Annotated in this window: 17 protein-coding genes, 1 tRNA gene and 3 pseudogenes; 7 read left to right on the top strand and 14 right to left on the bottom strand. The window is 58.8% G+C overall.

Features of this window, described 5'->3' with window-relative positions:
- Nucleotides 1-32: 32 nt before the first annotated feature.
- From G9X67_RS08650 to G9X67_RS08640, 3 genes are all read left to right on the top strand, one after another.
- Nucleotides 33-1,241 carry a YcaO-like family protein gene (locus G9X67_RS08650; protein ID WP_171598491.1) on the top strand — a complete coding sequence of 403 codons (1,209 nt, stop codon included), beginning with the start codon at nucleotides 33-35 and terminating at the stop codon, nucleotides 1,239-1,241.
- Nucleotides 1,238-1,945, top strand: a complete 708-nt coding sequence (locus G9X67_RS08645; RefSeq protein WP_171598490.1) for a TfuA-like protein — start codon at nucleotides 1,238-1,240, stop codon at nucleotides 1,943-1,945. The genes G9X67_RS08650 and G9X67_RS08645 overlap by 4 nt, the downstream gene beginning before the upstream one ends.
- Nucleotides 1,946-2,048: 103 nt before the next feature.
- Nucleotides 2,049-2,297, top strand: coding sequence for a hypothetical protein (locus G9X67_RS08640; protein WP_138330282.1), 249 nt, complete (start codon nucleotides 2,049-2,051; stop codon nucleotides 2,295-2,297).
- A 400-nt stretch (nucleotides 2,298-2,697) separates the two neighbouring features.
- Here G9X67_RS08640 and G9X67_RS08635 read toward each other — a convergent pair whose 3' ends face one another.
- From G9X67_RS08635 to G9X67_RS08600, 9 genes and pseudogenes are all read right to left on the bottom strand, one after another.
- Entirely contained in the window at nucleotides 2,698-2,904 is a 207-nt protein-coding gene (locus G9X67_RS08635; protein ID WP_003542083.1) for a hypothetical protein, read from the bottom strand.
- A 1,313-nt stretch (nucleotides 2,905-4,217) separates the two neighbouring features.
- Entirely contained in the window at nucleotides 4,218-5,342 is a 1,125-nt protein-coding gene (locus tag G9X67_RS08630) for a glycosyltransferase family A protein (protein ID WP_171598489.1), read from the bottom strand.
- On the bottom strand, nucleotides 5,339-7,090 hold the full coding sequence (locus G9X67_RS08625; protein WP_171598488.1) for an ABC transporter ATP-binding protein: 1,752 nt from the start codon (nucleotides 7,088-7,090) through the stop codon (nucleotides 5,339-5,341). Before G9X67_RS08625 ends, G9X67_RS08630 begins: the two co-directional genes overlap by 4 nt.
- Nucleotides 7,083-8,156, bottom strand: a complete 1,074-nt coding sequence (locus G9X67_RS08620) for a glycosyltransferase (protein WP_171598586.1) — start codon at nucleotides 8,154-8,156, stop codon at nucleotides 7,083-7,085. Before G9X67_RS08620 ends, G9X67_RS08625 begins: the two co-directional genes overlap by 8 nt.
- Before the next feature lie 2 nt (nucleotides 8,157-8,158).
- On the bottom strand, nucleotides 8,159-11,161 hold the full coding sequence (locus G9X67_RS08615) for a trifunctional glycosyltransferase/class I SAM-dependent methyltransferase/polysaccharide deacetylase (protein ID WP_171598487.1): 3,003 nt from the start codon (nucleotides 11,159-11,161) through the stop codon (nucleotides 8,159-8,161).
- Nucleotides 11,155-12,375 carry a glycosyltransferase gene (locus G9X67_RS08610; RefSeq protein WP_171598486.1) on the bottom strand — a complete coding sequence of 407 codons (1,221 nt, stop codon included), beginning with the start codon at nucleotides 12,373-12,375 and terminating at the stop codon, nucleotides 11,155-11,157. Before G9X67_RS08610 ends, G9X67_RS08615 begins: the two co-directional genes overlap by 7 nt.
- Before the next feature lie 31 nt (nucleotides 12,376-12,406).
- The gene (locus G9X67_RS08605; RefSeq protein ID WP_171598485.1) at nucleotides 12,407-13,360 is read right to left on the bottom strand and encodes an NAD-dependent epimerase/dehydratase family protein; all 954 of its coding nucleotides are present in this window, start codon (nucleotides 13,358-13,360) and stop codon (nucleotides 12,407-12,409) included.
- 216 nt (nucleotides 13,361-13,576) lie between these two features.
- Nucleotides 13,577-13,723: pseudogene (locus tag G9X67_RS35415) on the bottom strand (UDP-glucose 4-epimerase); the annotation flags it as partial.
- A gap of 431 nt (nucleotides 13,724-14,154) precedes the next feature.
- Nucleotides 14,155-15,525 (bottom strand): DUF882 domain-containing protein, encoded by a 1,371-nt coding sequence (locus G9X67_RS08600; protein WP_171598484.1) that lies wholly within the window; start codon nucleotides 15,523-15,525, stop codon nucleotides 14,155-14,157.
- A 209-nt stretch (nucleotides 15,526-15,734) separates the two neighbouring features.
- Here G9X67_RS08600 and G9X67_RS08595 point away from each other — a divergent pair, with 209 nt between their 5' ends.
- The 3 genes and pseudogenes from G9X67_RS08595 to G9X67_RS35405 form a co-directional block, all read left to right on the top strand.
- Nucleotides 15,735-16,025 (top strand): hypothetical protein, encoded by a 291-nt coding sequence (locus tag G9X67_RS08595; protein WP_246697922.1) that lies wholly within the window; start codon nucleotides 15,735-15,737, stop codon nucleotides 16,023-16,025.
- A 78-nt stretch (nucleotides 16,026-16,103) separates the two neighbouring features.
- Nucleotides 16,104-16,552 (top strand): annotated as a pseudogene (locus tag G9X67_RS35410) (hypothetical protein).
- Nucleotides 16,553-16,614: 62 nt separating this feature from the next.
- Nucleotides 16,615-16,761: pseudogene (locus G9X67_RS35405) on the top strand (transposase domain-containing protein); the annotation flags it as partial.
- Between the two features lie 967 nt (nucleotides 16,762-17,728).
- Here the strand turns inward: G9X67_RS35405 and G9X67_RS08580 are convergent.
- The 5 genes from G9X67_RS08580 to xylF form a co-directional block, all read right to left on the bottom strand.
- Nucleotides 17,729-19,414 carry an adenylate/guanylate cyclase domain-containing protein gene (locus tag G9X67_RS08580; protein WP_246705380.1) on the bottom strand — a complete coding sequence of 562 codons (1,686 nt, stop codon included), beginning with the start codon at nucleotides 19,412-19,414 and terminating at the stop codon, nucleotides 17,729-17,731.
- Between the two features lie 302 nt (nucleotides 19,415-19,716).
- A tRNA-Arg gene (locus tag G9X67_RS08575) sits at nucleotides 19,717-19,793 on the bottom strand.
- 207 nt (nucleotides 19,794-20,000) lie between these two features.
- Nucleotides 20,001-20,783 carry an ATP-binding cassette domain-containing protein gene (locus G9X67_RS08570; RefSeq protein ID WP_003542059.1) on the bottom strand — a complete coding sequence of 261 codons (783 nt, stop codon included), beginning with the start codon at nucleotides 20,781-20,783 and terminating at the stop codon, nucleotides 20,001-20,003.
- Between the two features lie 14 nt (nucleotides 20,784-20,797).
- Nucleotides 20,798-22,111, bottom strand: a complete 1,314-nt coding sequence (locus G9X67_RS08565; RefSeq protein WP_017989150.1) for a sugar ABC transporter permease — start codon at nucleotides 22,109-22,111, stop codon at nucleotides 20,798-20,800.
- Between the two features lie 266 nt (nucleotides 22,112-22,377).
- Nucleotides 22,378-23,418: a D-xylose ABC transporter substrate-binding protein gene (gene xylF, locus G9X67_RS08560; protein WP_003542055.1), complete on the bottom strand. Its 1,041-nt coding sequence runs from the start codon at nucleotides 23,416-23,418 to the stop codon at nucleotides 22,378-22,380.
- Between the two features lie 227 nt (nucleotides 23,419-23,645).
- Here xylF and G9X67_RS08555 point away from each other — a divergent pair, with 227 nt between their 5' ends.
- Nucleotides 23,646-24,896, top strand: a complete 1,251-nt coding sequence (locus G9X67_RS08555; protein ID WP_171598482.1) for an ROK family transcriptional regulator — start codon at nucleotides 23,646-23,648, stop codon at nucleotides 24,894-24,896.
- The last annotated feature ends 234 nt before the right edge of the window (nucleotides 24,897-25,130 follow it).

Here is a 25,130-nt window from a genome sequence, read left to right as displayed (position 1 = left end):
TGACGCACCGATCCATATATTCAGACAGGGTCATGTCGCCGCGGGAAACCCTTTCCCGCGTCGAACCTCTTTTGGCCGGGTTCGGCATCACCAGGGTTGCGCGACATACCGGACTGGACGATATCGGAATCCCCGTCTGGTGCGCATACGCCCCGAATTCCCGCTCGATCGTGATTGCCCAGGGAAAGGGCCTGACCGATCTCGATGCCAAAGTATCCACTGTCATGGAAGCCCTTGAACGGGCGGTCGCCGGCGAACCCTCCGTCGATCTCGTCCACGGCACCTCTTCCCGTCTGCAGGCAATGGGGCACAAGACCGACGCGCTGAACTGCCTGACCGCTCTTCATAAACCCGATCTCGGACCGGACGAAGAGGCGGAATGGGTTGCCGGCGTCAATATCCTCACCGGCGAGGAGGTCTATATCCCCTTTGAAGCGGTGGTGCTCGACCGCACACGTGATGCGCGATACTGGATGTCGTCGGATGGCCTGGCCTCGGGAAACAATGTCGAGGAGGCGATCTTTCACGGCGTCCTGGAGCGTATCGAGCGTGACGCCCATGTGTTGTGGCAGGTGGGCGCTGAAGCGGATCGTTATGCCGGCTGCACCGATCCCCGCGGCTTTGAGGACGGCGCCCTGGACGGGTTGATCGACAAGATCGAAACCTCGGGATTGGCGCTCAGGCTCTTCGATATCACTAGCGACATCGGGATCCCCTGTTTCACCGCCATGCTGGGTCCTGGGGACCTCCTTCTGGGCTCCCGGGATCTTCACGGCGCCGGGGATATTAGGCTTGGGGACATTCGCCTCGTCGAGGTGACCGGCGGTACCGGGGCTCATCCGTCTCCCGTCCGTGCGGCCATTCGGGCGGTGACGGAAGCCGTGCAATCCCGGCTGACCTATATCAGCGGAGCCAGGGACGATATTTCTCCTGTAACTTTCTCAAGACACCTGCCGCCGCTGATGCGGCAGGCCTTCGCTGTGGTTGCCGCACCACCCGCTGCCACCATCGGCAGTGACGGGGTGGCAGGACATCGGCAACAGGATCTGGCGCAGTTGCTGCAGCATGTGCTCGACGCGCTCAGAAACAGGCGGATCGTTTCGGTCATCGCCGTGCGCCTCAGCGAGGACACGCTTCCGTTCAGTGTTGTCAAGATTGTCATTCCTGAGCTCGAAAATCCGGAGGGGGAGCGCGCCCGGCGGTTTGGAACGAGGGCGCTTGCCAGGGCAATAGGGTTTTGAAGTTCATTTTCGCAGGTCCCAGTCTTCCCGATGCGGCGTCGCTTGCCGGCGAGGGGATACGCGTCTTGCCGCCTGCCACGCAAGGCGATGTCCTGGCGGCGGTGGAGCAGGGTGCCAATGTCATCGGCCTGATCGACGGCGGCTTCGAATATGCCGCACCGGTCTGGCACAAGGAAATTCTCCATGCTCTGTCGCTCGGCGTCGCGGTTCTCGGGGCGGCAAGCATGGGCGCGTTGCGCGCTGCCGAATGCCATCCATTCGGTATGATCGGGATCGGGCGCATTTTCGAAGACTATCGCACCGACCGGCTGGTCGACGATGCCGCCGTCGCGCTCACGCACGCGCCGAGCGCGCTGGGCAGCAAGCCGCTGACGGTACCGCTCGTCAATGTCAACGCAACGCTCGATGCGATGGAGGATCGCGGACTGCTGGAAAGTCGGTTGCGCCAGCAGCTCGAAGATGCCGCAAGCGCGATCTTTTTCAAGAAGCGAACGTGGCGGGCGGTCGTCGAGCAATGTGCAGGGGTGGCCGAACCGGATCGTGCGGACCTGCTGGCGGCACTTCTGTCGAATGCCGTCGATCAAAAACGCATCGATGCCTTGGAATTATTGAAAGTGGTGCAGGACGTCCGCGACATTCGCTCGACTGCCGATCTGCCCTGGAAACTGAACGACACCTCATTCCCCACGCGCCCTGCATTGTGAACCGAAACCGGCAATAGTCACCGAGGGTTGTGTCACGCTTTTTTCACGGGCTGGATCACCTCCACACGCGTATCATCTCTTCAATTCATTGGAGAAATGGGGCATGGGCGTGACATCGGTTGTCAAGATAGAAGCAGACCAAGGGGCGGAAGACGGTCTGGAAGAGCTCGTCGCGTTGGCGCGGATGATCGCCTATGCGCGACAGGTGGCTCAGGATGTCAAACTGCCGTTTGCGACGAATTGCCTCGACCTTGCGCTCGAGGCAGTGAAGCAGGAAGTCGGCGAGGGCTTGACCAGAGAACTGGCCGAATTGAGCTCCCCGGTTCCGCAAGTGAGTGTGAGAAGTCATTAGTACGGCGCGTCCGATAGGGCGCGCCGAGAACGCTCCATCACTTCAAACTCGCGATAACCCTGAAAATCAGCTTCGATTTTCGGGGTTATTCGTGTGGTTGCGCGCAGCCGAGCAGTCATCAATCGAACGGGGCCGTTTATTTCAATCGCGGTGAGATAACACGCTGAAACGCACGCTTGGTATGTGCCGATGCTTCGGCGCGTCGGGTCAATTGTTAGGGAAGCCCGGCTTGTTCCCGGCCGCTGGCGCTTCATTCAAAAGCTGTTCGAAATCCGTCTCACGAATGGTTTCAAGCGAGGGGTAAGCGGCTTCGCTGACGTTGCCTCCGGGCAGGGAGGCGGCGCGATTTCGCACTCAATGTCTTCTGCACGACCAGCCGATTAGCGACCGACCCTTCATCTCAATGGGTCAGGTTGCGCTTCTGGGCCAGCAACAGAATGTAATCGTCGGCAATGTCTGCGATGGCCATTGCGACTTCCGCCGGATCGCATCCCTCGACCTTCGTATTTGCAATGAACTGATAGACCGCCTTCTCGATCTGCTTCCGGCAGATCATCACGCGCTCATCGTAACCAAATTCCGGAATCTGCGATGCTATATCACTCATCAGGTCGGCTCCCTCACTACTTACAGTGACCATGACACAAATTATAAGTTGAGCAAGCGAATGCTTTATGAAGGGTTAATTCGCTGCCGAGGTGCGACCATTTCGACACAGGTCAGCCATCTCACTGGCCTCCGCGTGTTGAATCAGGACAGGTCAACTGCGCCCCGACCAATCGCTTGTGTCGTATCGGGAGGCTCGTCAAAGAGAACAGGCATGTCTTACATGGTTGAGTTTTGTGTCGGCATTTCAATTGGCGAGCCCAGGCTCATATGCCGACTTTTGAAAAGACGGGCCGAATGCTATCGGCCGAACTGGGTTGGTGCAGGTCACGGGAAATTAAGAAATATCCTTTTTTATCAATATTTTACGCTTTGATCCAGCAGTCTTGTTTGACGCCGGCAACCTTTCTCCTTGCCACCGTCTCAGGATTGTTGGGGGCCATCGGCTGTGACAATCATCACCGATGATGCAGGCATTTGGCGGGTCGTTGAGAACCCGGCGCCGGAAGTAGCTTTCCGTAGATCTTCTGTTCCCGTCGAAGGTACTGCCGATGCTTTTGAAAGTGTATGCACAATAAGTTGAGGTCGATAATTGAGCGCAGCAAGTAAAAGTTTATCAAAAGGTAAAATTATGAATTTCAGACAATGGTTGTATTTAAAAGTCAATTATAAGACGATTAAATCTTCGTATGAGAGTGATCATTGGCGTTGTTCTTATTTACCGCGGCAGCGATACTTATGGAGTTCTATCCGATAATAATCTCGACTTGATGACGATATTTATTTCTCCGCAATTTCATTGCGGAGCCGAAAGCATCCCCGAGATGAATTGAGGCGATGGTCGAAATATTGAGAGAAGAGAACCCGAATTTTGCTCTTCACTTGCCGATGATGGGGGATTTTCTGATCAAACTGAATTCAACAGCATAGTATCACCATCCGAGGTAAAATCTATTTATGCCGATGCAGCGATAACGGCTGTCGCATTTGGCAGCCAGCCAAAAAAAGCAAAGTCGAGGACCCGCCGGGGTGGGTGACGGGTCCTCCGGTAGGAATGCTTGCACGTGCGCAAGCATGATTACAGTAAAACTTGGTATTGTCACAGATCATTATTGGGGTGATTGCTTTTTTCATAATTCGTTCGCTTTTTTACTAATTGCTATTCTGCTTAAACATCAAAGTTTGTAATAGAGATAGCGGAGTAATCGCCACGCCGATTAGGGTGATGGGTTGTTAAACCTTTAGCGGTTTCACCGGCCGAGCGAAAACTGCCATCAGCGCTGGCGCCACCTGCAGACGTGTAGCCGGCAGGCATCAAGCCTCCTGCGACGAGGTCGCCGCAGAGCATTCGCCGGACCGATCGATCTCCGACAAGCGCCTGAACAATGCCTTCGTCCTGAAGCGTGACCAACCGCCAACCAATGGGACAAGCGGGTCTATCTCTTCGAATTTCTTGAAATTCTTTCTTTTTTGTTCCCTGACCGGCCAGGCTTTGGACAATGTCCTGCGTGCGGCTCTGTCGGCTTTTGAAAGGATCAATTTGTATAGGACGTCGGAAGCAAGCATTGGGCTATGATGATAAATGTGCTTGAGCGAGGTCGCGGCGCGGCGCCAATCTTTCAAAGCGGCAAATTTTGAAAATGCATAAAGATGCGCCGACGCGCGGGCGCAATTGGCGACAAAAGTCGAAAGCTGTGGATTGCGGGCGATACATTGCTCGGTCACAGCCAGAAGCGATAGCGCCATTTGCGACCTGTCGGAAGACATGGCTGCTGAGTGAATACGATATCCCACTAGACCCAACGGCACCGTCTCGATCTTGAAATGCTCGGCTGTACGAAGTTCGAAGTCGAAATCCTCGCATCCTCCGATACCCTGCCTGGCGTAACTTGAATCGTAGCCACCGATCTTCTCAATGACAGCGCGGCGAACCATGAAGCCGCTGCCATTGCCGACGAAGCGGAATACGAGATGACGGTTGAAAATGGTGTCCCTGGCGTTCAGTGACGAACCGGATCTCGTGCAATATCCCTCGGGATCGATGTGACGGTGAAGGGCATAGACCGCGCCCCAGGTATTCGGCAGGGGATGGAGAGCCGAAAGCATTCTTTCGATATAGGTCCGATGCCATAGGTCGTCGGCATCGAGGAAGGCGATATAGTCGGATTTCGATGCTTCAATCCCGGTGTTGCGGGCCGCGGCGACGCCACGGTTTTCAGTCGAGACAATCCGGATCCTTGGATCACTCGCGGCAAAATGGCGGCAGATCGAGGCAGTGTCGTCCGTCGAGCCGTCGTCGACGATGACGATCTCCAGCGCCCTGTGGGTCTGGTCGATGACGGACTGGAGCGTCTGGGCAAGGTAGTTTCTGGCGTTATAGGCGGGGATCACGACGGCCACCCGAATCCCGGACATCGTTGACATATCCATCTCCGTCACCCGAGCTTCGACGTGGGAGCGGGAGGGCGGAGATCGATCCGATTCTTCATCAGCCTGGCCACAGCGGGTCGATGGCTAACGACGATGAGCGTTCTGCCGGCGTCTTCTTTCATCGCCGAAAACACCCGCATCTCGGTCTCTTCGTCGAGCGCGCTTGTCGCTTCGTCCAACAGCAGGATTTGAGGCCGGCTGGCGAGCGCGCGCGCCAGACCTATGCGCTGCCTTTGCCCGCCCGAAAGCCGGATCGCCTCGTCGCCCAGCCATTCATCGAAGCCGTACGGCAGATCGTTGATGAACTCCGTTGCGCAGGCCACATCGGCCGCCCAGCGGATATCCTGCTCCGAGATATCGCGGCGAAACCGGATGTTGTCGAGGACCGTGCCCTCCATCAGTTCAACGTCCTGGCCCGACACGGAGAGCAGTTGCAGCCAGCTGGAACGGTCGATGGTTGTCAGATCCTTGCCGTCGACCGTGATCCGGCCCTGGGTCGGCGGGTTGAGATCGAGAATCATGTTGAGGATTGTGGTTTTGCCGGAGCCGCTTGGCCCCGTCACAGCCGTCGTCTCGCCTGCTCTGATTGCGAAGCTGAGATCGTGAACTGCCGGCGCGTTCGATCGCTCATAGGCGAACGAGACGTTGTGGAAGACAATTGCTTCCGCCAGGCGGCTTACCTTCTCCCCTTGCGAGGCCTGCTTGATGTCATCCTTCTCCGAAAGCAGCGCCAGTACGTTTTGCAGGGACGCTTCCATCTCGTAAAGGCTGAGAATCTGGGAATCAAATCCCTTGATATGCGGCTGAAGCCTGTAAAGAAGGATCGTGGCCGAGAGCGCTGCCTTGAAATCCACCGGCAGGAATTCCGAGGACAGAATGATCGTCAGGATGACCCCGAAGGTCAGGATTTCGCTCAGAAGCGAGGTCGTCGCTCCCATCCAGTCCGACCGGCGCCAGGTCTGGCCGACGTCTCTGGAAAGCGTCTCGAAGAGCTGCTGGTGGCGCTTCTCGAGGCCGAAGCTTTTGACGGCCTTCAAAGTCTGCAGCGTTGTCCAGCTCAGTTGCGTCAAGGCTTCGACGGCAGCCAGAGCGGAGGCGCCGAGACGGCGGTAGGCGCCGGCGAAGAAACCCAATGCGAAATTATGGATGAAGCCGAAGGCGAGCCCGAGCAAGGCGATCGGCCAGGCCATGACCAGCATGCCGACGCCGAAGATCACGATCGTGCCGAAATTGACCCCAAGGCGGACCAGGCTCGCATGGGCCGACGACACTGCATAGGATTCAGTGGCGATGACATTGATCAGGTCGCTGCGCTCATAATCCTGGAAGCGCTGGAAAGGCATGGTCAGGACCTTGGCGTAAAGGCGGTCCCGCATGCGGTCGCTGATCCGGTGGTTGACCGCGCTTGCAATCAGCGAATTGGCGCATCCGAGAACAATCCGGAACAGGATCGAGCCGATGAGGATACCGATCAGCACAGGCTTGGAAAGACTGAGGTCGATGCCGCCGAAAAACGCCGGAAGCCATGCGACGGCGGAGCCGGAGACGGGACCTTGCTGCCCGAGAAGAAAGACGAGGCTGACCAGAAAGGTGATCCCGACCATTTCCAAGAACCCCGTGAGAATGCCCAGGACGATCATCACCGTCATCTTGAGCCGCAACGAGGGGACGAGTTGGCGAAGCTCACGGAACCGAGCCGCGACGACCAGGTAGGCGCCTGTCGGTTTAGGGGAAGTTGATTTTCGAAACCTATTCATTGCCGGCCGTCCGTGAAGAGGTCGGGCTGATCGCCTGCTCAACAGGCACGGCCGTAAAACGATCGCTGAATGCCGTTCCGGTTTGCGGAATCTCCGCGGTGAAGCGTTTTGTTGGCCGGGCGGGCTTTCCGAGGACACGTCTTGCCATCTGGATGCCCTGGCGCTTCGTCTGGCGCCAGCCCTGCCGCATGCCATAGAGGATCATCTGCGGGATGTATTTTCTTGCCATGATCGGCGCCAGCTTGCCGACCTGTGCATAATCGGAGTCAAGAAAGGCCTTGTTGAAATACCAGTGCGCCGTGTTGAATTGGGCTGTCCGGATATCCCGCGCAAGCTGCGGATAGCGCGTGATGATCGGGGCCATCACCAAGCTATGGGACTTCAGCATGCGATAGGCATTGCTGGACATGTTTCCCCTGGTGAAGCGATAGCCTGTGAGGAAATCGGGAACCAAGGCGAAGGGCAAGATCTCGGCGAGCGCCAGATAGAGCTTGAGATCCTCACAGCCTTCGGCGCCATTGTCGCGCAGGCCGGCGTCATAGCCGCCGCAGCGAAGAATCTCCGCCCGCGGCATCAAGGGTGTGCTGCCATTGCCGATGAAGTTTTCACGCAGCAGCGGCTCGAATATATTCCCCTCGTGCATGACCGGTCGCGAATGGCCGAAGATGATGCCGTTCTCGTCGATCGCCGCATACCAGTTGTAGGCGACCCCGTGTCCGCCGGGCAATTTCCGCAGCGCCTGAAGCTGGCGCTCGATCTTCTCGGGATGCCACACATCGTCGGCATCGACCGGGGCTATATATGGGCCGCGCGCCTCCCTTATGCCGTGGTTGCGCGCGCGCGCAACCCCGCCATTGTCCTGGCGGAGAACCCGAATACGGCGGTCGCTCAGGCCATAATCGCTCGCAAGTTCGAAGGTACTATCCCGCGATCCGTCGTCGACCACCAGGATTTCGAGCTTGTCGTAGGACTGGCTGGAGACGCTGGCCAATGTTTCGGCAAGCGTCCTCTCAGCATTGTAAGCCGGGATGACGATGGTGATGAGGGGGGCCGCTGCGCCTGATATCGTCATCCGATAAAGGCTCCCGGCAGGCCCATAAGTTCAGGGAAGGCTTCAAGCGGGCGATCGCCGCGCACTTCGAGGCGCGGCAGACCGAAGAAATTGTCCGAAAAGGTGGCTTTCTCCGGCCGTGTCGTGAAGCCGACCCCATAGCCGGCGTGTGCCAGAATGCTCGGGACCCTGAAGTCCGTCGCGCCATAGGGGAGTGCGATGGATTCCACGGAGCTGCCCAGTCGGCTTTGCAGTGTATTGCGCGAAAGCGTGGCTTCGGCCAGCAGGGCTTCGTTATCAATCGCACTGGCTGGTGTGTGGGATGCGAGATGGGAGCCGAAGCTGATGCCTTTTTGGTGCAGCGCCTGAATATCCGGCCACGCCATCAGCGGTGCAGGCTCTCCATAGGCAGAATCCCAATCTGATCGACCGCCGACTTTATCGGTCACGACGAACACCTCGGCGCTGAAACCATTCTCGGCAAGGATCGGGAAGGCGTCCGTCAGGAAATCCAGATAGGCGTCGTCGAAGGTCAGCATGACAGGTCGGCCCTGGATCGGCTTGCCGCTGCGCAGCAGATCCGCGAGCGTCTGCGCCGTCACGGCGTAATAACCCTGGCGCCGAAGGAACTGCATCTGCTTTCGGAAGATCTCAGGCGGCGTGCGGAAGCGCCGGAGTGGCGCGGGTCCTTCGTTTGCGATCCTGTGATACATGAGGATCGGAACCGAGGTCGTGACCTCCGTCGTCCATGCTACCTCGCGGTTGGCGCCAGCCGGCCCCCAGATGATGTGTTTCGCCACATCCGCGTCCAGCGGGGTTCCATGACCCTCGATGCGCAGGACGGGATCGGCCACGGGGCCTTTTCGGAACCGGTGGATGGCGTAGAGTTCGGTCTCGATCGTCTCTTCAAGGGCCAGACCAGGCTGTGCGGCGAGAACCTGTTTGATCGTCCCAACACCGAAGGGATTGCCCCAGTCGAAGCCCGTCCGAGCGGGTTCGTCCTCACGGATATGCGCATGGGCGGTAATCAGACAGCCGTTCGGCTTCAATGCCGCCGCCATCTTCCGGCACGCGGCTGCCAGCATCTCCTCATCCTTCATGTAATAAAGGACTTCGGAGCAGACGACGAGATCCTGTTCTGGCGGGAGATCTTGTCTGACGAAATCGAGAACGTGAAGCTCGACGTTGCTATGGTCGCGGCACCGCTCGACCGCCCTGTCGATGGCCCGTTGGGAAATATCCGTGGCCGTCAGCCGGCCGACCTTTCGGGCCAGCTTTTCGGTGAAAATCCCTTCGGCGCAGGCGAGTTCCAGGGCATTCTCGATCCCTTCCGGGATCAGGCTCAACGTCTGCGCATATTTGACCTGCTCGTAGACTGAGACGTAATTCCATGGATCGGGGCGTTCGAAGATATGTTCCCAGTACTCTTCTTCCGACCGAATGGGGGCAGCCGCCTTTCCCTCCTCCGGCCGCGGCCCGGAGGAATTTGAAAAGCGCGGAGCCGGATCGCGCTGGAGATCCCGCATTATGTCGGACAGGCGGGCGTCGTTGTCTTGTTTGTCGCCAGGCACAGTGGCAAGGAGGGCCTTGCGCCCGACACGCACCAAAAGCCGTTCGAGGCGCCCTCGCCGCCGGCCATTTCGTATGATGAGGCCGCCGAAAGCCCGGTATCCCCGCAGCGCCTCCCTCGTCCAGGAACTGATATAGGCGAACGTGGGCGGCGTCTGCAGATGCTCGTCTGCCTGCATCTCATGCATGATCAGCCTGATCTGCGCCCGGATCGAAAGATCGCCCCAGAGCGGCCCGACAAAGGTGCCGACATGCTGGCCGCCTGATAAAGCGTGCATGACGAGCGTATCGGCTTTCCCGGCCTTGGGGATCCTGGAAAGCGCACCGAGCTCGACGCTGACCACCTGGATATTACCGAGCGTGAAGGAGCGCAAAGGGTTCGCGGCAGTGAGCCGCCAACTGACGTTCTCCGTGATCTTCCGCCCGGTGCCGGGGAAGGAATGCCGGTCGATCAGCTTGATGAGCGAAAGGAAAGTCGGCTGCCACTTGTCGAGCGCATCAATGAGATCGTCGGGTCGATCGGTGAACAGTCCCGTCTGCAATCCATGCATGATCACGTCGACAAGAAAGCCCTCGTAGCCTGTGGCGTCAGGCATTTCCGGCAGGAGCGCCGCAAGGGCCGCAACATCCGTTGCCGGATCGAGCTTGACCGAGACGACCCAGGCGAGCATGCGCAGCTGGCTGAGGGCGGGCGTAAACCAGCCGGTCTCCGGCCCTTCGGCCGACAGGCATTGCCGCATCCACAGGGTCTGCGCCTTCGTCGTCACGCGAACGGCGTCACGCACCATTTTGACAGGATCGCCGGAGAGCGAGCCGGCTTTCATCCGATAGAAAGCCAGGCACTTGTCGACACGGCGAAATTCGGCGCCTGCAAAGGCCATGCGCTGCCAGAGATCCCAATCCTCGCCGGTCTGCAAGGTCTCATCCATACCTCCGAGATGTTCGAAAAGGCTTCTGGGAAAGACAACCGTATGGATGGCGAGTGCACAAAAGGAGGAGAACTCACGCTTGGCAAGGTCTCCCGTCAAGATGGGAGGTTGTTCTACCTGCATTAGCCTGCCGTCTGGGGCGACGCGGCGGTAGGCGCAATAGGCGATGGCTGCTGGAGATGAATCCTCCGCCACCGGCAGCATGCTTTCGATAAAGGTCGGATCCAGCCAGTCGTCGGCATCCAGCATGCAGAGCAGGGGCGCGGCTGCCAGTCTGGCCGCATGGTTTCGCGCCGCGGCCGCACCGGCATTCGGCTGGCGGGCGGGGAGAATGCGGCTGTCCGCTCTTGCGATTGCCTCCAGAACCTCCCAGCTGCGGTCGGTCGAGCCGTCATCGACCACGACCGCCTGCCAGTTCGAGCGCGTCTGCTGCTGCAGGCTGGCAAGACATTCGCCCAACGTATCGTCTGCATTATAGGCAGGGATGAGGAATGAAATATCAGGCGGGGCAGCGATCACCATGCGGGCCTCTTCCATCGCCGCAGAACGTAGAGAGCGCCGTTTACGCTTCCGAGCATCTCCTGCTTCAGAAAGAAGTCGTGCGACGTCGCGCCTTTGCGCAGGCGTTTGCGGAGCCGTCCGGCATAATATTTCGGAAAGGAGATGAGGATGCGCCTGAGGTTGCCGCCGTTTCCGGTGTTCTGATACTGGACGAGCAGCGCCGCGATATGGCCGCTCATATATTGGTAGATCTGTTTGGCGAGCCCTTTCATATCCTTGCGATGAAAGTGCCAGGATACGGCTGTCGGCTCGTAGCGGCAGACATGTCCATGATGGAGAAGCCGGTTCCAGTATTCGGAATCGCCTGAGCATCCGGCAGCGCCCATATCCAGGCGGACATCGAACAGGCCGATCTCGTCGAAAACCTTGCGACGGAAGGCCTGACTTGCGCCGGCTCCGATCGTCCAGACCGGAGCGCCGTAACGCCTGTGCAGGCGATAGAAGTCCTGATTGAAATCCTGCCGCAGATAACCTCTGCCGAAACTCCAATGCTTTTCGAAGATAAACTGTGCGGGCGTTGCGAGTTCTCCGGGAAGGACCAATCCGGTTACGCAGGCGATCTCCGGCAGGTCGAACCCCTTCATCAGGTTTTCCAGCCACCGCTCGTGGAGGACGACGTCATCATCCGTAAACGCGACGAATTCGGTTCTTGCCGCACGAACTGCAGCGTTGCGCGCATAATCCAGCCCAACCCGATCTTCACGGACATAGGTTGCGCCCGATTCCTCCACCACACGACGTGTCGCATCACCGGCGGAGGCATTATCCACCACGATGATCTCGATGGGGCCGAGCGACTGTTTGGGGATCGAGGCCAGGCAACGGCGTAGTTCCTCCGGCCGGTCCTTTGTGCAAATCAGAATGCTGACGTCGCGGTTTCGCACAGGGGTTTGCGCGACTTGACGCGCATGCTCGAGCGTCTCAGGTCGCACGACACGCTCGGCGAGTGCCGCCGCCGTCTCGGGCCTTTCGATATAGGCTTGTCCTACGGGAAGACCATCCGACAGAAAGACCACGAGCCCATCGGAGATCGGGGGTGAAACGGCATCGAGACGAGAGGAGGCGAGATCGAGATAGTGAATCGGTACAGGAAAACTCATATCCTTCAGATCGGACGGAATTGGTTCTCGCATCATCACTCTCTCAATCGCACCGTGAACATACGCCGCGCGCATCCAAGACGCGAGTCTCGAAAGCCGACATGGTTTATTCCGCGGCGTGCCTCATTTGGTCCTTGAACCAGTCGAGAGTCATTGCCACGCCCTGTTCGTAGGTGATTTTGCACGACCATTCGGGCATGACATAGTGCGCATTGGCCAAGTCCGGCCGTCTGTTCGTGGGGTCCTGCGGCGGTGACGGCTCGAAGACGATTGGCACGCCGCCAACGAGCTTGGAGACATATTGCGCGACCTCGAGAACCGAAATCTCGCGATCATTGCCGACGTTCAGAGGCCCCTTATAGTCGGTTTCATTCATCCAGAAATATCGCGCGAAACCATCGACAACGTCATCGACATAACCCCAGCTGCGAGACTGAAGGCCGTCGCCGAACACGGTAATCGGGCGGCCCGAGAGCGCCTGGGTGATGAAGTTGGAGACCGCGCGACCATCGTCGGACCGTGTCCGCGGGCCATAGATGTTGAAGGGGCGAACGATCTTGACGTCGAGCCCTTGGGTACGCTGCATCTCGAACAGCAGCGACTCCGTGCATCTTTTGCTCTCGTCGTAGGACGAGCGCGGTCCGGTGCAGTCGACCTGGCCCTTATAGGATTCCGGCTGCGGCGAGACCAAAGGGTCTCCATAGACTTCAGAGGAAGAGGTAAAACAGAAACGCCCGCCCTTCTTCAGCAAGTCGAGCAACCGGAACGCCCCGAGAAGATTGGCGGAGATCGTCCGCTTCGGCTCCTTCATGTACCACGGCGGCGATGCGGGGGATGCAAGGTGATAGATTTCGTCGAATTTATCCGAGGTCTGCAGCGTCTCGACGTCGGATTTCACGAAGTGGAAACGGGGGTCCCTGATGTGCGCGATATTTTCGAAAAGCCCGGTCCAGAGGTTGTCGACAACGACCAGCTTCTGAATGTCCGTCCTAAGCAAAAGTCGATCACACAAGTGGGATCCGATGAAGCCAGCTCCGCCAGAAATCAATACGCTTTTCATTGCATTGTGCCTCGTGACTTGAGAAAGGTGCTCGTTTATTAGCACCGCCTGTAATTCATGACAATTACTTAGAGGAATTCTAAGAAATACTCGCTTATTAATGTTAATCGTTAAATTTACCTACTTTAAGGTGTCGTTGCCGATGCTGCGCTCGGGAATGAGCGGCCACGCCGGACCGGATTGCTGGTCCAAAAGCATGTCACTCGGCGGCAACGGGGGGGGCTTGATGTGCGCTATATTTTCGAAAGATCCGGTGCTAAGATTGTTAACAACAACCGGTTTCTGGACGTCGCTTCCTAAGTAAAAGTTGGTCACATGCGATCCAATGAAGCCGGCCCTGCCGGAAATTGATACGCTTCTCACATCAACGTGCCTCGTTACTTAAGGATATATTATTGTTATTACAGCGATTGAGAGTTTAGTATGGGCACGAAGTCCGGGGTGGGTAGGACTTTGGTCTGAATTTCCCGAGCGCGGAAACGATCGTCGTCATCGTTCGAAAATCCAAACTATGGCGCCTACGCGTGTTTTCAAGCGCCTAAATAACGCTTTAACGCATTGGATCTACCTCATTTTTCCCGAGGATAGATTCCGATTTTTGGGCCGATGCGCGAGCACCGCCCGTAAGGCGTGGCAATTGTTTCGGAGGTGCTAAAAAATGCCAGTCGGTCGTACAGGCTTCTGGCACTGGCGGCGGCGCCTGGTTTCTCGGGACCACCGGCCCAGTTCTCACCATGGCCGTTCAGGCGCTTCTGACCGGCTTCGTGCTGCGCATCAAGCCTTGATGATTGGGGTCAGCCCTCCGGGGACGACGCAAGCCGGTTGGCATCGAACTGGGCGGCGACCGGAATGATATCCTCACCTGACGTCGCGACATTCGCCTGACGATGAACCGTGCGCGGGGAAACGCGAGGCGCGCTCAATTCCATCGTCTCACCAGGAGAATGCAGCGCCCATTTCATCAGCGCCGCGTCGGACGTCGATCCAAAGAAACTTGCTTTTTCCCAGGAAGCGGTCATGGGCAGGGAGGCGATCATGTTGGTGCCCTGCTTGGAGGCCTGGTGTGCAACAGGGCGGGGCTCGAAGCGGGCATAGGCCGGCAATGCAGACGCCGGTTTATCCGGAAGGACATCAATTGGGCCGATCGACGCAGTCTCTATTTTGTCATCCATATCAGCGTCGTGCTCGAGGGTGGGCGGACGCATCGCTGGTATCGGAATCGGGAAAGACGAATGATCCGGAGCGGACCGTTTGTCATCCCGCTGGGCGGCGTCGGTCTGCAGCGCGAGCGCATTCAATGCTCGGCTTCGGGGCGTGGGCAGAAGCGCCGTCACGAGTTTATTGTCTGTGGTATCACCGCTCGACCTGGTCGACGCGCTCACGTCTTCGTCTTCTCCAGCGATACTGGCGATCTGGATCGCGGTAGAGCTGCCGCGCTTTTTGTGGTTCGCAATCGCCTGATTGTATCCCGGCAGCGGCCTGCCATCGGCCGGCAGATGCACGGTCTGCCCATTCGGGAATATTCGAGCGAGTTCCTGCCGGGACATGCGGGGCCAGGCCCTGACATTGCCGACATCGAGATGCACGAAGGGCGATCCCGAGGTCGGATAATATCCGACACCGCCGACCTGCATCTGCATTGCAAGCGCACGCAGCGTCGAAAGCTTCACGCCGGGAATGTAGAAATCCATCGCCTTACCCAGCATGTGCTGGCTCTTCTTGGCGACGCCCGTGCTGCGCGAGCGGTTGCGGAGCATGTTGTTGGTGGTCGGGGATCGATAGGCGGAGACGATGTGGATGTAGTCCTTGCCGCCGCTGCGCTTGTATACCTCCCAGACCAGGTCGAGCAGCCGGGGATCCATCCGGGTCGGCTCGTTCCTTCGCCAGTCGCGCAAAAACCGATTGATCTGGGCGAGGCCCTTTGGATCGAACTTTCCGTCCCGCTTATAGGTAATCGTGGCCCTCTCGCCCGTATGGGTAAAGAACAGCTTCAGGGCGCGATCTTCCGCAGAGGCAAATGATGCAGAACCGACAAGCGCCGGGAGCGCAAACAGAGCCGGCAGAATGGTCTTCGCGACGAACCGTTCCGCACGCGACAGGAGCGTGGCAATTCCGCCCAAGGCTCCGCCCGATAATCCTTGCACTGGATACTTCAACACGAACAATTCCGTCCTACACCAAACACTCGACGGTGTGCGGGAATCTCCGCATCCATCACGCTCAGTAAAGCCAGCTTATGGTCAATAAATTGCTAACGAGCGGATGTGGAAGGTTGGTGAGTTGAGGATGCGGGCCACCACCCGAGGCGAATTGCGCCCCTGCGCCCATTCATCGGAGCCAAGCACAAATCCGCTTCCACGAGCGTGACGTACTGATGACCAATTGCGGCCGCATCTGCATGTACCGCAAGAAGATCAATATCTTCACAGTCATGGCCGGCCAGAGGCTCGACATCGAGGAGGTCGATGACGGCGTTTGGCTCGTCAGCTTCATGCGCTATGATCTCGGATATATCGATCTGGAGCAGACGACTTTGCAAACCATCGACAACCCGTTCGGCACAAGGTTGTCACCCATGTCTTGGGGACGTTCTGTTACCTATGTCTCCGGTATGTACAGGCAGATTTCCGGAACGATGCGGCGGACTCGGATACCCGTCAATTAAGTCACCATTGCTCGCCCAGGCGACGCCCTGTAGTCTCGTCGTCTCACCGACAGGTCGTTAGTGAAACGCATCGATTCCATGGCAATTCTCTTCAAAACAACAATCAGCGAAAACACCGCATTCGAGATGATCGAACGGTCACTGTCAGGCGTTTATCAATATGACGGTTACCTCAATGTCGTTAGCGATGCGGGCGAGACGGCATTGTCTTGGGGTCCGGCAATGGATGCCGAAGAGTTCAAGGCAGAGGTCAGCCAAATCCTACGGCAGACTTGGGATGCTGCCCGCTTCTGGGTCATCTATGAGCGCCGCGAAGACCGGAAGGATCCAGAAGGGACTGACATCCGCAACGCGGCTTTCCGCCTGACGCGCGGATACAGCGGCGTTATGGTTGTCACGCTCAGTCTCCTTGGGAAGCGCGACAGCGCCAATGACCTGGAGCTCGTCTTCGTCTGCTTCGAGCAGGATTTTCACAGGAGGAATTTTCGCGTGCGCTACGAGGTAAGCCGTTACCAAACCAGGATTGATCTTGCTCGAAGACGTGTGCGCGCGCGCGACCGTTCTACGTTCGATTTGAAGGCGAGGGCAGGGGCAGGAGAACTGGGCGACCATCGCTTCGCTCATGGAGACCTGCAAACTCAATGCCGTCGATCCGCCGACCTATCTGACCGCCACGCTCACTGCCATCGTCAATGGTCACAAGCAGAGCCGTATCGATGAGCTATTGCCGTGGAACTGTCCGGTTGAAGAGCCGACCACGGGCTGGTCAAATCCTGGCGGTCTGGGCGTTCAAATTCGCGAGGAAGCCGAGGAAATGACAGACTTCGACTTTGACGACGGCCTGCTTAAGATGCGATGGAACTGGCAACACCATCGCACGCAAGATGCTCCGACAGATTACCTATGCCCATGATCAATCGGGAGATTGGCCGCCCGCGAACCGTCGGTGCCGAGGGTTAAGGGGGATTCCCGAAAAAGAGTTTGAAAAGGGTGCTCCGGATCAGGGGCAGACACCCTTTTCGTGCTGAGTTTTGCAGTCTCAGCGGAACGGAAATTAGCAGAGAGATTGCTGTCTACCATCGGACCGAAGTCCGACTCACTCGCAATAATTCGTCGATGTCAGTGCCAAGGTGACACCATCAATCAATCCGTCCCTCGATCCGTTTGCATGCCCTGCTGACGATCGTCCAAGAGTAGAGCCGGAAGAGCCATTGAACAATTGGCCGGGAGCTTCGCGCTGATAGACAGGCAACAAAAAAGGCCGGGGCGAAACCGCACCGACCTTCTCGACATCGCTCTCCACACCAGTGCCAGTACATCCGTGGTCAAAAGCAGATAAGCGACTTCGGCAGTCGCGAACACTCACGTGGAGCGCTCACCAGCAACGCCGATGAATTGTAGATAGCCGATGATAGTGTCGATTTCAAGAGCGGGAAGAGGACGCGACGATCTTCTAGCCGGCATCACCCGAAACGACGCCGGGGAAAGGCGGTGCGAAGCGCGTTTGCCAGATCAAGTCATCGTGCGACGTTCGCGTGGCCCCGAGCACGGTAGGCGCCACCCAAGCTCAGTTCGCGGAAAAGTCGATCTGGACTGGAACAGCTCTAATGCAGCACTGCAAGCTTCGCCTGCCTCTTCACAAGGCCTTCGACGGTACCAACAAGCCTCGCGGCCCGCCGCTGGACGTGGCCATCGACGTCCTATCACTCCGGCAATCCCGTTCCCAACAGGCCCTGTCTGAATTTCTCAGTCTGTTCGGCAGTTTCGACAACGATCCCTCGCGCCAAAAACTCCCCGATCGTCAGATCTGGATGATTTTCGCGAACGCTTTTGGCAAGTGCGGCAGCTTCCTGGGAGCGGCCCGCCATAGACAAGCAGGCGATCATTCGGGTGCTGGTATACTTTCCGGGGTTCGGTAGCTGCTTTAGCGCCGCTAGGGCCTGCTCGTAGTCGCCCTTAAAATAGAGAAGATTACCCAAAACTGCGTGATACCAGTGAGGCGGGTAGGGGTTGAGCCGCATCCCTTCTTCGACCAAGGGAAGCGCTTCGTCCATACGGTTTCGCCTTGCCAGAAGTCCGCCGAGCTGGACCAATGCATGGGCGTCACTGGAATTGAGCTTATATGCCAGGCGGAATTCTCTCTCGGAGTTGTCAAAATCCTTCAAGTAAAGGTGAGCGAGCCCGAGTACACGATGGGCGCCAGCCTCTCCCTCGTCTAACTTTACGGCATGACGAGCGAGGGCGATCCCGTCGCGAAGTACAGCCGCCGGCGCGTTGGAATAGCCGCCGACCGCTATCCTCGCCAATGCAAGATGAGAGTGTGCCAGTGCAAAGCCTCCGTCGCCCGCAACCGCTGCTTCGAACATCTCCACTGCCTTGACGTTGTCATCCGGCTCGTAGCCTCTGAGATGCACGAGCCCTCGCAGATAATATTCGTAAGCAGCGAGGCTGGCCGGCCGCCGCCGGATGGACTCTCGATAATCACAGCTTTCGATTTGGCCCGCGAGATTTGCGACAATCATTTTCACGATCTCGTCCTGGATGCTGAAGATATCTGCCGCTTGCCGCTGATATTTCTCAGACCAGACCAACCGCTCCGTGTCGGCTTGGATCATCCGTACCGTGATCCGAACCTCGTCTCCCGACCGACGCATGTTGCCTGTTACGAGATAGTTGGCGGCGAGCTTGCGCCCAACTTCCTTTAAACCCTCCGAGCGATCACGGAACGCAAACGCTGAGGACACCGCAATCACCGACAGGCTCCTGAATCTTGCCAGACCGGAGATGATGTCCTCAGTAAAGCCGTCGACGAGGAACTCGTTCGCTGCTTCATCTGCGCTTTGGAAGGGAAGGACGGCGACGACGGTTCGAATTGACTGCTCTATTGTGGGAGTGCGAGGCCAATGCCATGCACGCACCGGCCTGGAAATATTTTTCAGATGTAGCAGTCCTCCATCTACAAACAGCCGCTGCAATTCCTCTGGAAGGATGTCGTGCGTTGTTTCTGAGATGCAGATGCCATCCGGTAACGCGTGTTGTTCGAGGCGCGCCGCAACATTCACGCCGTCGCCGAACACATCGTCCTGAGTGATCATGACCTCGGCGTAGTTTATACCAATTCGAATTCGAAGAGGATCGGTGCCACTGGCAGCTACAGCCTCGCTGGCCAGCAGATGCTGTACCTGCAACGCCGTCGAGATGGCGACGGCCGGGCTTTCGAATATCGAGAGTAGGCCATCACCCATAACTTTGATTGTCCGACCGCCACTCTTGAGGATTCGAGGCTTGAGGATCTCTTCTTGCAAGCGACTCACGCTTGCCAGGGCTCCTTCTTCGTCGGCTTCCATCATGCGCGAATAACCGACAACGTCCGCCGTCAGGATGGCCATCAGTCGTCTGGTGGTGGGCGAAGAGGACATCTGTGACAAATCCCGAGTAAACGGCAAGTGCTTCGAATGGAATGTACAGTCTTACGGCACTGATGTCATGCAGCGGGAGGGATAACGCTCCGCAACCCAGCATTGGTTGACCTGCCATTTACGCCGCCTTGGGGGGAAGATGTTGCTCTGCTGCCCTTAAAAGGCTCAGGCGCAGAGCTATCGCGGAAAAAATACCAAACCTCTGCCCGTAGGCGCAAACCTACGCGGGCTTACTAGGCGCATTTTATGGCTAGGGGCAGTCTTCAAAACGGTGGCGCACCCGACAGGATTCGAACCTGTGACCTTTGGAATCGGAATCCAACACTCTATCCAGCTGAGCTACGGGTGCATGCCGAAGGCGGTTTGAATCGCCTGTCCGATGGGTGGTTCTTAGCCTAGCTTGCGGCTGGCTTCAATCGCGAAATTCTCAGAAATACGGGTGCTTGTGGTTTCCAGGGTGTTTTTATCCGTCAGCCTGGGGAACGCTACATAAAAAAACTCCGCCGGCCTTGCGGGCGGCGGAGCGGGGTTGTCGCGCACTGTCGCCTAGCGGCGGTCAGATCTGCATGGCGCCGGGGCCGGGGATTGCCTTAGGCGGCACCTTGCCGAGGATGATCATGCCGAGGACTTCGTCCTTGGTCACGTCCTCGGTGCGGGCGTGGCCGACGACCTGGCCGTTCTTCATCACCGAGACGCGGTCGGCGAGGTCGAAGACGTCGTGGATGTCGTGGCTGATGAGGAAGATGCCGATGCCTTCCTTCTTCAGCTGCTTGATCAGCTCGCCGACCTGCGCCGTCTCCTGGGGGCCAAGGGCCGCCGTCGGCTCGTCCATGATCAGGATGCGGGCGTTGAAGAGGATCGCACGGGCGATCGCCACCGATTGCCGCTGGCCGCCCGAAAGCGCCTTCACCGGCTCTTTGAAGCGCTTGAAGTTGGGGTTGAGCCGCCCCATCACCTCGCGGGCCGAGGCTTCCATCGCGACGTCGTCGAGCGTGCCCCAGCGGGTCTTCAGCTCGCGGCCGAGATAGAGGTTGGCTGCGGCGTCGACATTGTCGGCAACGGCGAGCGTCTGGTAGATCGTCTCGATCCCGTATTTCTTGGCATCGCGCGGATTGCGGATGTCGGCCGGTTCGCCGTTGATCAGGATCTCGCCGCCATCGCGCTTGTAGGCGCCGGAGAGGATCTTGATGAGCGTCGACTTGCCGGCGCCGTTGTGGCCGAGCAATGCGACGACTTCGCCGGGGTAGAGATCGACCGAGGCATTGTCCACGGCGTGAATGCCGCCGAAGGAGATCGAGATGTTTTTCAGTTCCACGAGGGGAGTGCGTTGATCAGCCATGTCTAGGGCTCCTCTCACTTGGCACGGGCGCGGTAGACGGTGTCGAGCCAGACCGCCACGACAAGGACGGTGCCGACGACGACGCTCTGGAGCGGCGTATCGACATGCGCAAGCACCATGCCCGATTGCAGCGACTGCATGACGAGCGCACCGAGCATGGCGCCGGCGATGGTGCCGGTGCCGCCTGCCAGCGACGTTCCGCCGATGACGGCGGCGGCGATGGTGTAGAGCTCGTCGAGCGTACCCTGCGAGTTGGTTGCGGCGTTGAGGCGGGCGGTGGAAATCGCGGCCGCGATAGCGGCCAAAATGCCCATCAGCGCGAAGATGCGCACGGTGACCCAGCGGGTCTTGATGCCGGCGAGCTCGGCCGCTTCGGGGTTGCCGCCGATTGCGAAGACATAGCGGCCGAAGCGCAGCCTTGTCGCGATGAAGGTCATGATGATGCCGACGACGATGGCGATCAACACCGGAACGGCGATGCCGTAGGGGATATCCAGGCCGGTTTCGGGCCAGGGAATATTGTTGGTCTCGGCATATTTCTTGGCGATGTTGATCGGCCAGTAATAGCTGTTGGCGATCCAGACCGCACCGAGGATGAGCACGCAGCTCAGGACGGCGAGGAAGTATTCAGCCCACATCGGCCGGCGCGGGAAACCGAAGCGCCGGCGCTGCCGGCGTGAGCCGACGATGCTGGCGATGACGAAGAGGCAGGCGCAGATGCCGACGATCCAGCTCCAGGTGGCGCCGATCGAGCCTTCCGCGCCGCCGCCCATGATGCGGAAGGTCTGGTCCATCGGGGCAACCGTCTGACCGCTGGTGACGAGCCAAGTGGCGCCTCGCCAGACGAGCAGGCCGCCGAGCGTGACGATGAAGGAGGGAACGTTGAGGAAGGCGATGATGATGCCCTGGAAGGCGCCGATCAGGCAGCCTGCCGCCAATCCGACCAGCAGCGTGATCGCCCAGGTGAAGGGGCTGTCGAAGCCGATATATTCCGGCAGGATCTTGGCCTGCGTCACGCCCATGATCATGCCGCAGAGGCCAAGCACGGAACCGACCGACAGGTCGATGTTTCGGGTGACGATGATCAGCACCATGCCCGTCGTCATGACGGCGATATCGGTCGTCTGGACCGAGAGGTTCCAGAGATTGCGCGGGGTCAGGAAGAGGCCGCCGGTGATGATGTGGAAACCGATCCAGATGATGATCAGCGCGCCGATCATGCCGAGCAGACGTGTGTCGATCTCGGTGGCGCGGAAGAAGCGGGTCACCGGACTGGCTTCCGCCGCTCGCGGTCCGCTTGATGTTGTGGATTTTACCATTTCGGCCATGGGTTTGCCGTTCCCCCACTTTGTTTGGACGGATGCGCCAGCGCGCTAGAGGCTGCCATCGGCGTCATGCGTCTGTTCTTCAACTCACCATCGCGATGCTTCCGGAAGCCGGTCGCGTGGCGTCGCGACACCCTTCCGGCAGGGAATGAAAACCCGCGATGGTGCGGCGAGGCGGAGAAAACTTCGTCGTTGGAGTTCTCATCCGCATCCGGCGCCGCAGCGGTGTTCCGCTGCGGCGCCGGCAATTTCAGTTACAAGCCCATGGCTTACTTGCAGGCAGCGACGCTGTCGGCCTTGACGCCCTGGCACGCTTCCGCCTTGGAGATCCAGCCGGCGTCGATGACGACGTTCAGATTGTCCTTGGTGATCGCAAGCGGCTTCAGGAAGACCGACTGCATTTCAACGCCCTTCGGGCCGCCCTTGAAAGCCTGGGCGCCGTCGATCTTGCTCATGTCCTTGCCGCCGGCGAGGTCGAGAGCGATTTCAGCGGCGCGCTGGCCGAGTTCGCGGCTGTCCTTCCAGACGGAAACCGTCTGCGTGCCGAGAGCGATGCGGTTGAGGGCTGCCTTGTCACCGTCCTGGCCGGAAACCGGAACGGAGCCGGCCAGACCCTGCGCGTCGAGCGCCGCGATGGCGCCGCCGGCAGTGCCGTCGTTGGAAGCGACGACGGCGTCAACCTTGTTGTTGTTGGCGGTCAGGAACTGCTCCATGTTGCGCTGAGCGTTCTCCGGCAGCCAGCCGTCGGTATAGGCTTCGCCGACGTTCTTGATCTTGCCGGCGTCGATAGCGGCCTTCAGCACTTCCTGCTGGCCCGAGAACAGGAAGTCTGCGTTCGGATCGGAAGACGAGCCCTTGATGAAGACGTAATTGCCTTCCGGCTTGGCCTTGAAAACGCCTTCAGCCTGCAGGCGGCCGACTTCCTTGTTGTCGAAGGTGATGTAGAAGGCAGCCGGGTTTTCGATCAGGCGGTCATAGCCGACGACGGGGATGCCTTCAGCGGCGGCCTTTTCGATGGCCGGGCCGATCGCATCGGAGTCCTGGGCGAGAATGATCAGCGCGTTGGCGCCCTGCGAGATCAGCGATTCGACGTCGGTCAGCTGCTTTGCGGCAGAAGACTGCGCGTCAGCGGAAATATACTTGGCGCCCTTGGCTTCGAGAGCCTTCTTGATGGCGGCTTCGTCCGTCTTCCAGCGTTCTTCCTGGAAATTCGACCAGGAAACACCGACGACGAGATCGGCAGCCATGGCAGCGGTATGCACGGAAACGAGGATGGCAGCACCCGCCATCAATTTCAAAATAGACTTCATAATGTCCTCCCGAGTGGATTGCGACCGGCCCAGCCCATGCTTCCTCCGGCCACCGCGAATAGCTGTCGAGAAAGGTTCGGATTTTTTTCTCGACAGTCGAGAAATTTAGTGTCAGAGATTTTTTCAGCTGTCAACACTGCACTGCCAGCTTAATTTCCTTGCGAAACAGCGGCTGGAGATGCAGTGGAAACCACGGGAAGAGCAAGCAGGAGGAGAGGGCGGCATTCATGCTGACCAAGTCGAGCACGGAGCTGGTCCGGCAGAGAAACAGCGTGCTCGTGCTGTCCGTGCTGCGTCGCCACGGTGCGCTCGCGCATACCGAAATATCCGATTCCACCGGGCTGTCATCGGCCACCATCTCGGCGATCACCACTGAGCTGGAAAAAGCCCAGGTCATCGAAAAATCGGAACAGCAGCCGGCAAGCGGCCGCGGCCGGCCGCGCGTGCTGCTGCGCCAGCGGCGCGATTGCGGCTATCTCATCGTCGTCATCATCTCCTCGGATGCGGTGCAATATTCGCTGGTCGATTATGCCGGCAAGCTGATCGACCGCTTCAGCGAGGAACGTTCCCATGATCCTGCGGGTGCCGTCCGCTTTGTCGCGGCGGTGCGGGCCGGGCTTTTGCGGATTCTCGATCGCTCGAAGATCAGCCAAGAAAAGGTGCTGCTGATCTCGATCAGCAGCAAGGGGCTGGTCAATTCCACCGAGCCGGTTCTCGTCTGGTCACCGATCTTCGGCAGCGAGCAGATCGATTTCGAATCAGCACTCCGGCCGGAATGGCAGGCCAAGGTGATCCTCGACAACGAGACGCTGCTGGTCGCGGCAGCGCTCGGCGCGCGTGAGGAGGTCTTGAAGGGCGCCGATTTCCGCTCGCTCGCCGCCCTTTCGCTCGGCCATAGCGTCGGGCTCGGCATCGTCAGGCGCGGGAACCAGACGGGCCAGGAAATATCGGCACCCAATTTCGGGCACATGCTGCACATGGCCAATGGCGGGCTCTGCCGCTGCGGCACACGTGGCTGCATCGAGGCCTATGCCGGTTTCTACGCGATCCTGCGCAGTGCCTTCGAAGTGCCGCTCGATACGATCCCGGCAAAGTTCGTGCCGGTGGCGGAACTGGACAAGATCGCCGCAAAGGCGCGCCAGGGCCACCGCGTCCCCGCCTTTGCCTTCCGCCAGGCGGGGCTGGCGCTCGGCAACGGGCTGTCGCGCATGCTGAGCCTGACGGAGCGCATGCCGATCGCCATCACCGGGCCGGGCACGCGTTATTACGACCTGCTTCGGCAAGGGATCGAAGAGGGTCTCGGCCAATCGCATATCGTGCGCATGGAGGGCATGCCCGAGATCAGGGTGGTGGCCGACGAGCAGATTCTCGTCTTCGAAGGACATCTGAACCGGGCGCTGTCGGTGATCGACGAGGATATCGTTCTGTCGGGCGTTCAGGGAATCCAGGCATCGGCGATTATTCAGGAATCGGGGTGAGGGTTTCTTTCAACCGACGTGTGGTGATTGCAGCAGCAACGGGCCAGTCGGTAGTATGCGGTAGTATGCGACTTTGAGGGGTGTGCCGTGCCAGCCCCCTCTGGCCTGCCGGCCATCTCCCCCACAGGTGGGGAGATCACAAGTGGCTAAACCTTACCGCCCGTCTAGCGTTTCGTCGTGCTGTGATGCCTGTTGTCGGGCGAGCGCGCGCCCAGCCAATCTCCCCACCTGTGG

Origin of the sequence: Rhizobium sp. WYCCWR 11152 (genome assembly GCF_013087615.1) — a bacterium.
In the GTDB taxonomy this organism is placed as follows: Bacteria; Pseudomonadota; Alphaproteobacteria; order Rhizobiales; family Rhizobiaceae; genus Rhizobium; species Rhizobium indicum.
This window is presented reverse-complemented; position numbering and strand designations above follow the sequence as displayed.

Bases quoted from the DNA above. Each gene is read 5' to 3' on its own strand.
- G9X67_RS08650 (WP_171598491.1), top strand. From the start codon at position 33: ATGTCGCCGCGGGAAACCCTTTCCCGCGTCGAACCTCTTTTGGCCGGG.
- G9X67_RS08640 (WP_138330282.1), top strand. From the start codon at position 2,049: ATGGGCGTGACATCGGTTGTCAAGATAGAAGCAGACCAAGGGGCGGAA.
- G9X67_RS08635 (WP_003542083.1), bottom strand. From the start codon at position 2,904: ATGAGTGATATAGCATCGCAGATTCCGGAATTTGGTTACGATGAGCGC.
- G9X67_RS08625 (WP_171598488.1), bottom strand. From the start codon at position 7,090: ATGAATAGGTTTCGAAAATCAACTTCCCCTAAACCGACAGGCGCCTAC.
- G9X67_RS08615 (WP_171598487.1), bottom strand. From the start codon at position 11,161: ATGGTGATCGCTGCCCCGCCTGATATTTCATTCCTCATCCCTGCCTAT.
- G9X67_RS08610 (WP_171598486.1), bottom strand. From the start codon at position 12,375: ATGCGCGCGGCGTATGTTCACGGTGCGATTGAGAGAGTGATGATGCGA.
- G9X67_RS08605 (WP_171598485.1), bottom strand. From the start codon at position 13,360: ATGAAAAGCGTATTGATTTCTGGCGGAGCTGGCTTCATCGGATCCCAC.
- G9X67_RS08595 (WP_246697922.1), top strand. From the start codon at position 15,735: ATGACCAATTGCGGCCGCATCTGCATGTACCGCAAGAAGATCAATATC.
- G9X67_RS08580 (WP_246705380.1), bottom strand. From the start codon at position 19,414: ATGGCCATCCTGACGGCGGACGTTGTCGGTTATTCGCGCATGATGGAA.
- G9X67_RS08570 (WP_003542059.1), bottom strand. From the start codon at position 20,783: ATGGCTGATCAACGCACTCCCCTCGTGGAACTGAAAAACATCTCGATC.
- G9X67_RS08565 (WP_017989150.1), bottom strand. From the start codon at position 22,111: ATGGCCGAAATGGTAAAATCCACAACATCAAGCGGACCGCGAGCGGCG.
- xylF (WP_003542055.1), bottom strand. From the start codon at position 23,418: ATGAAGTCTATTTTGAAATTGATGGCGGGTGCTGCCATCCTCGTTTCC.
- G9X67_RS08555 (WP_171598482.1), top strand. From the start codon at position 23,646: ATGCTGACCAAGTCGAGCACGGAGCTGGTCCGGCAGAGAAACAGCGTG.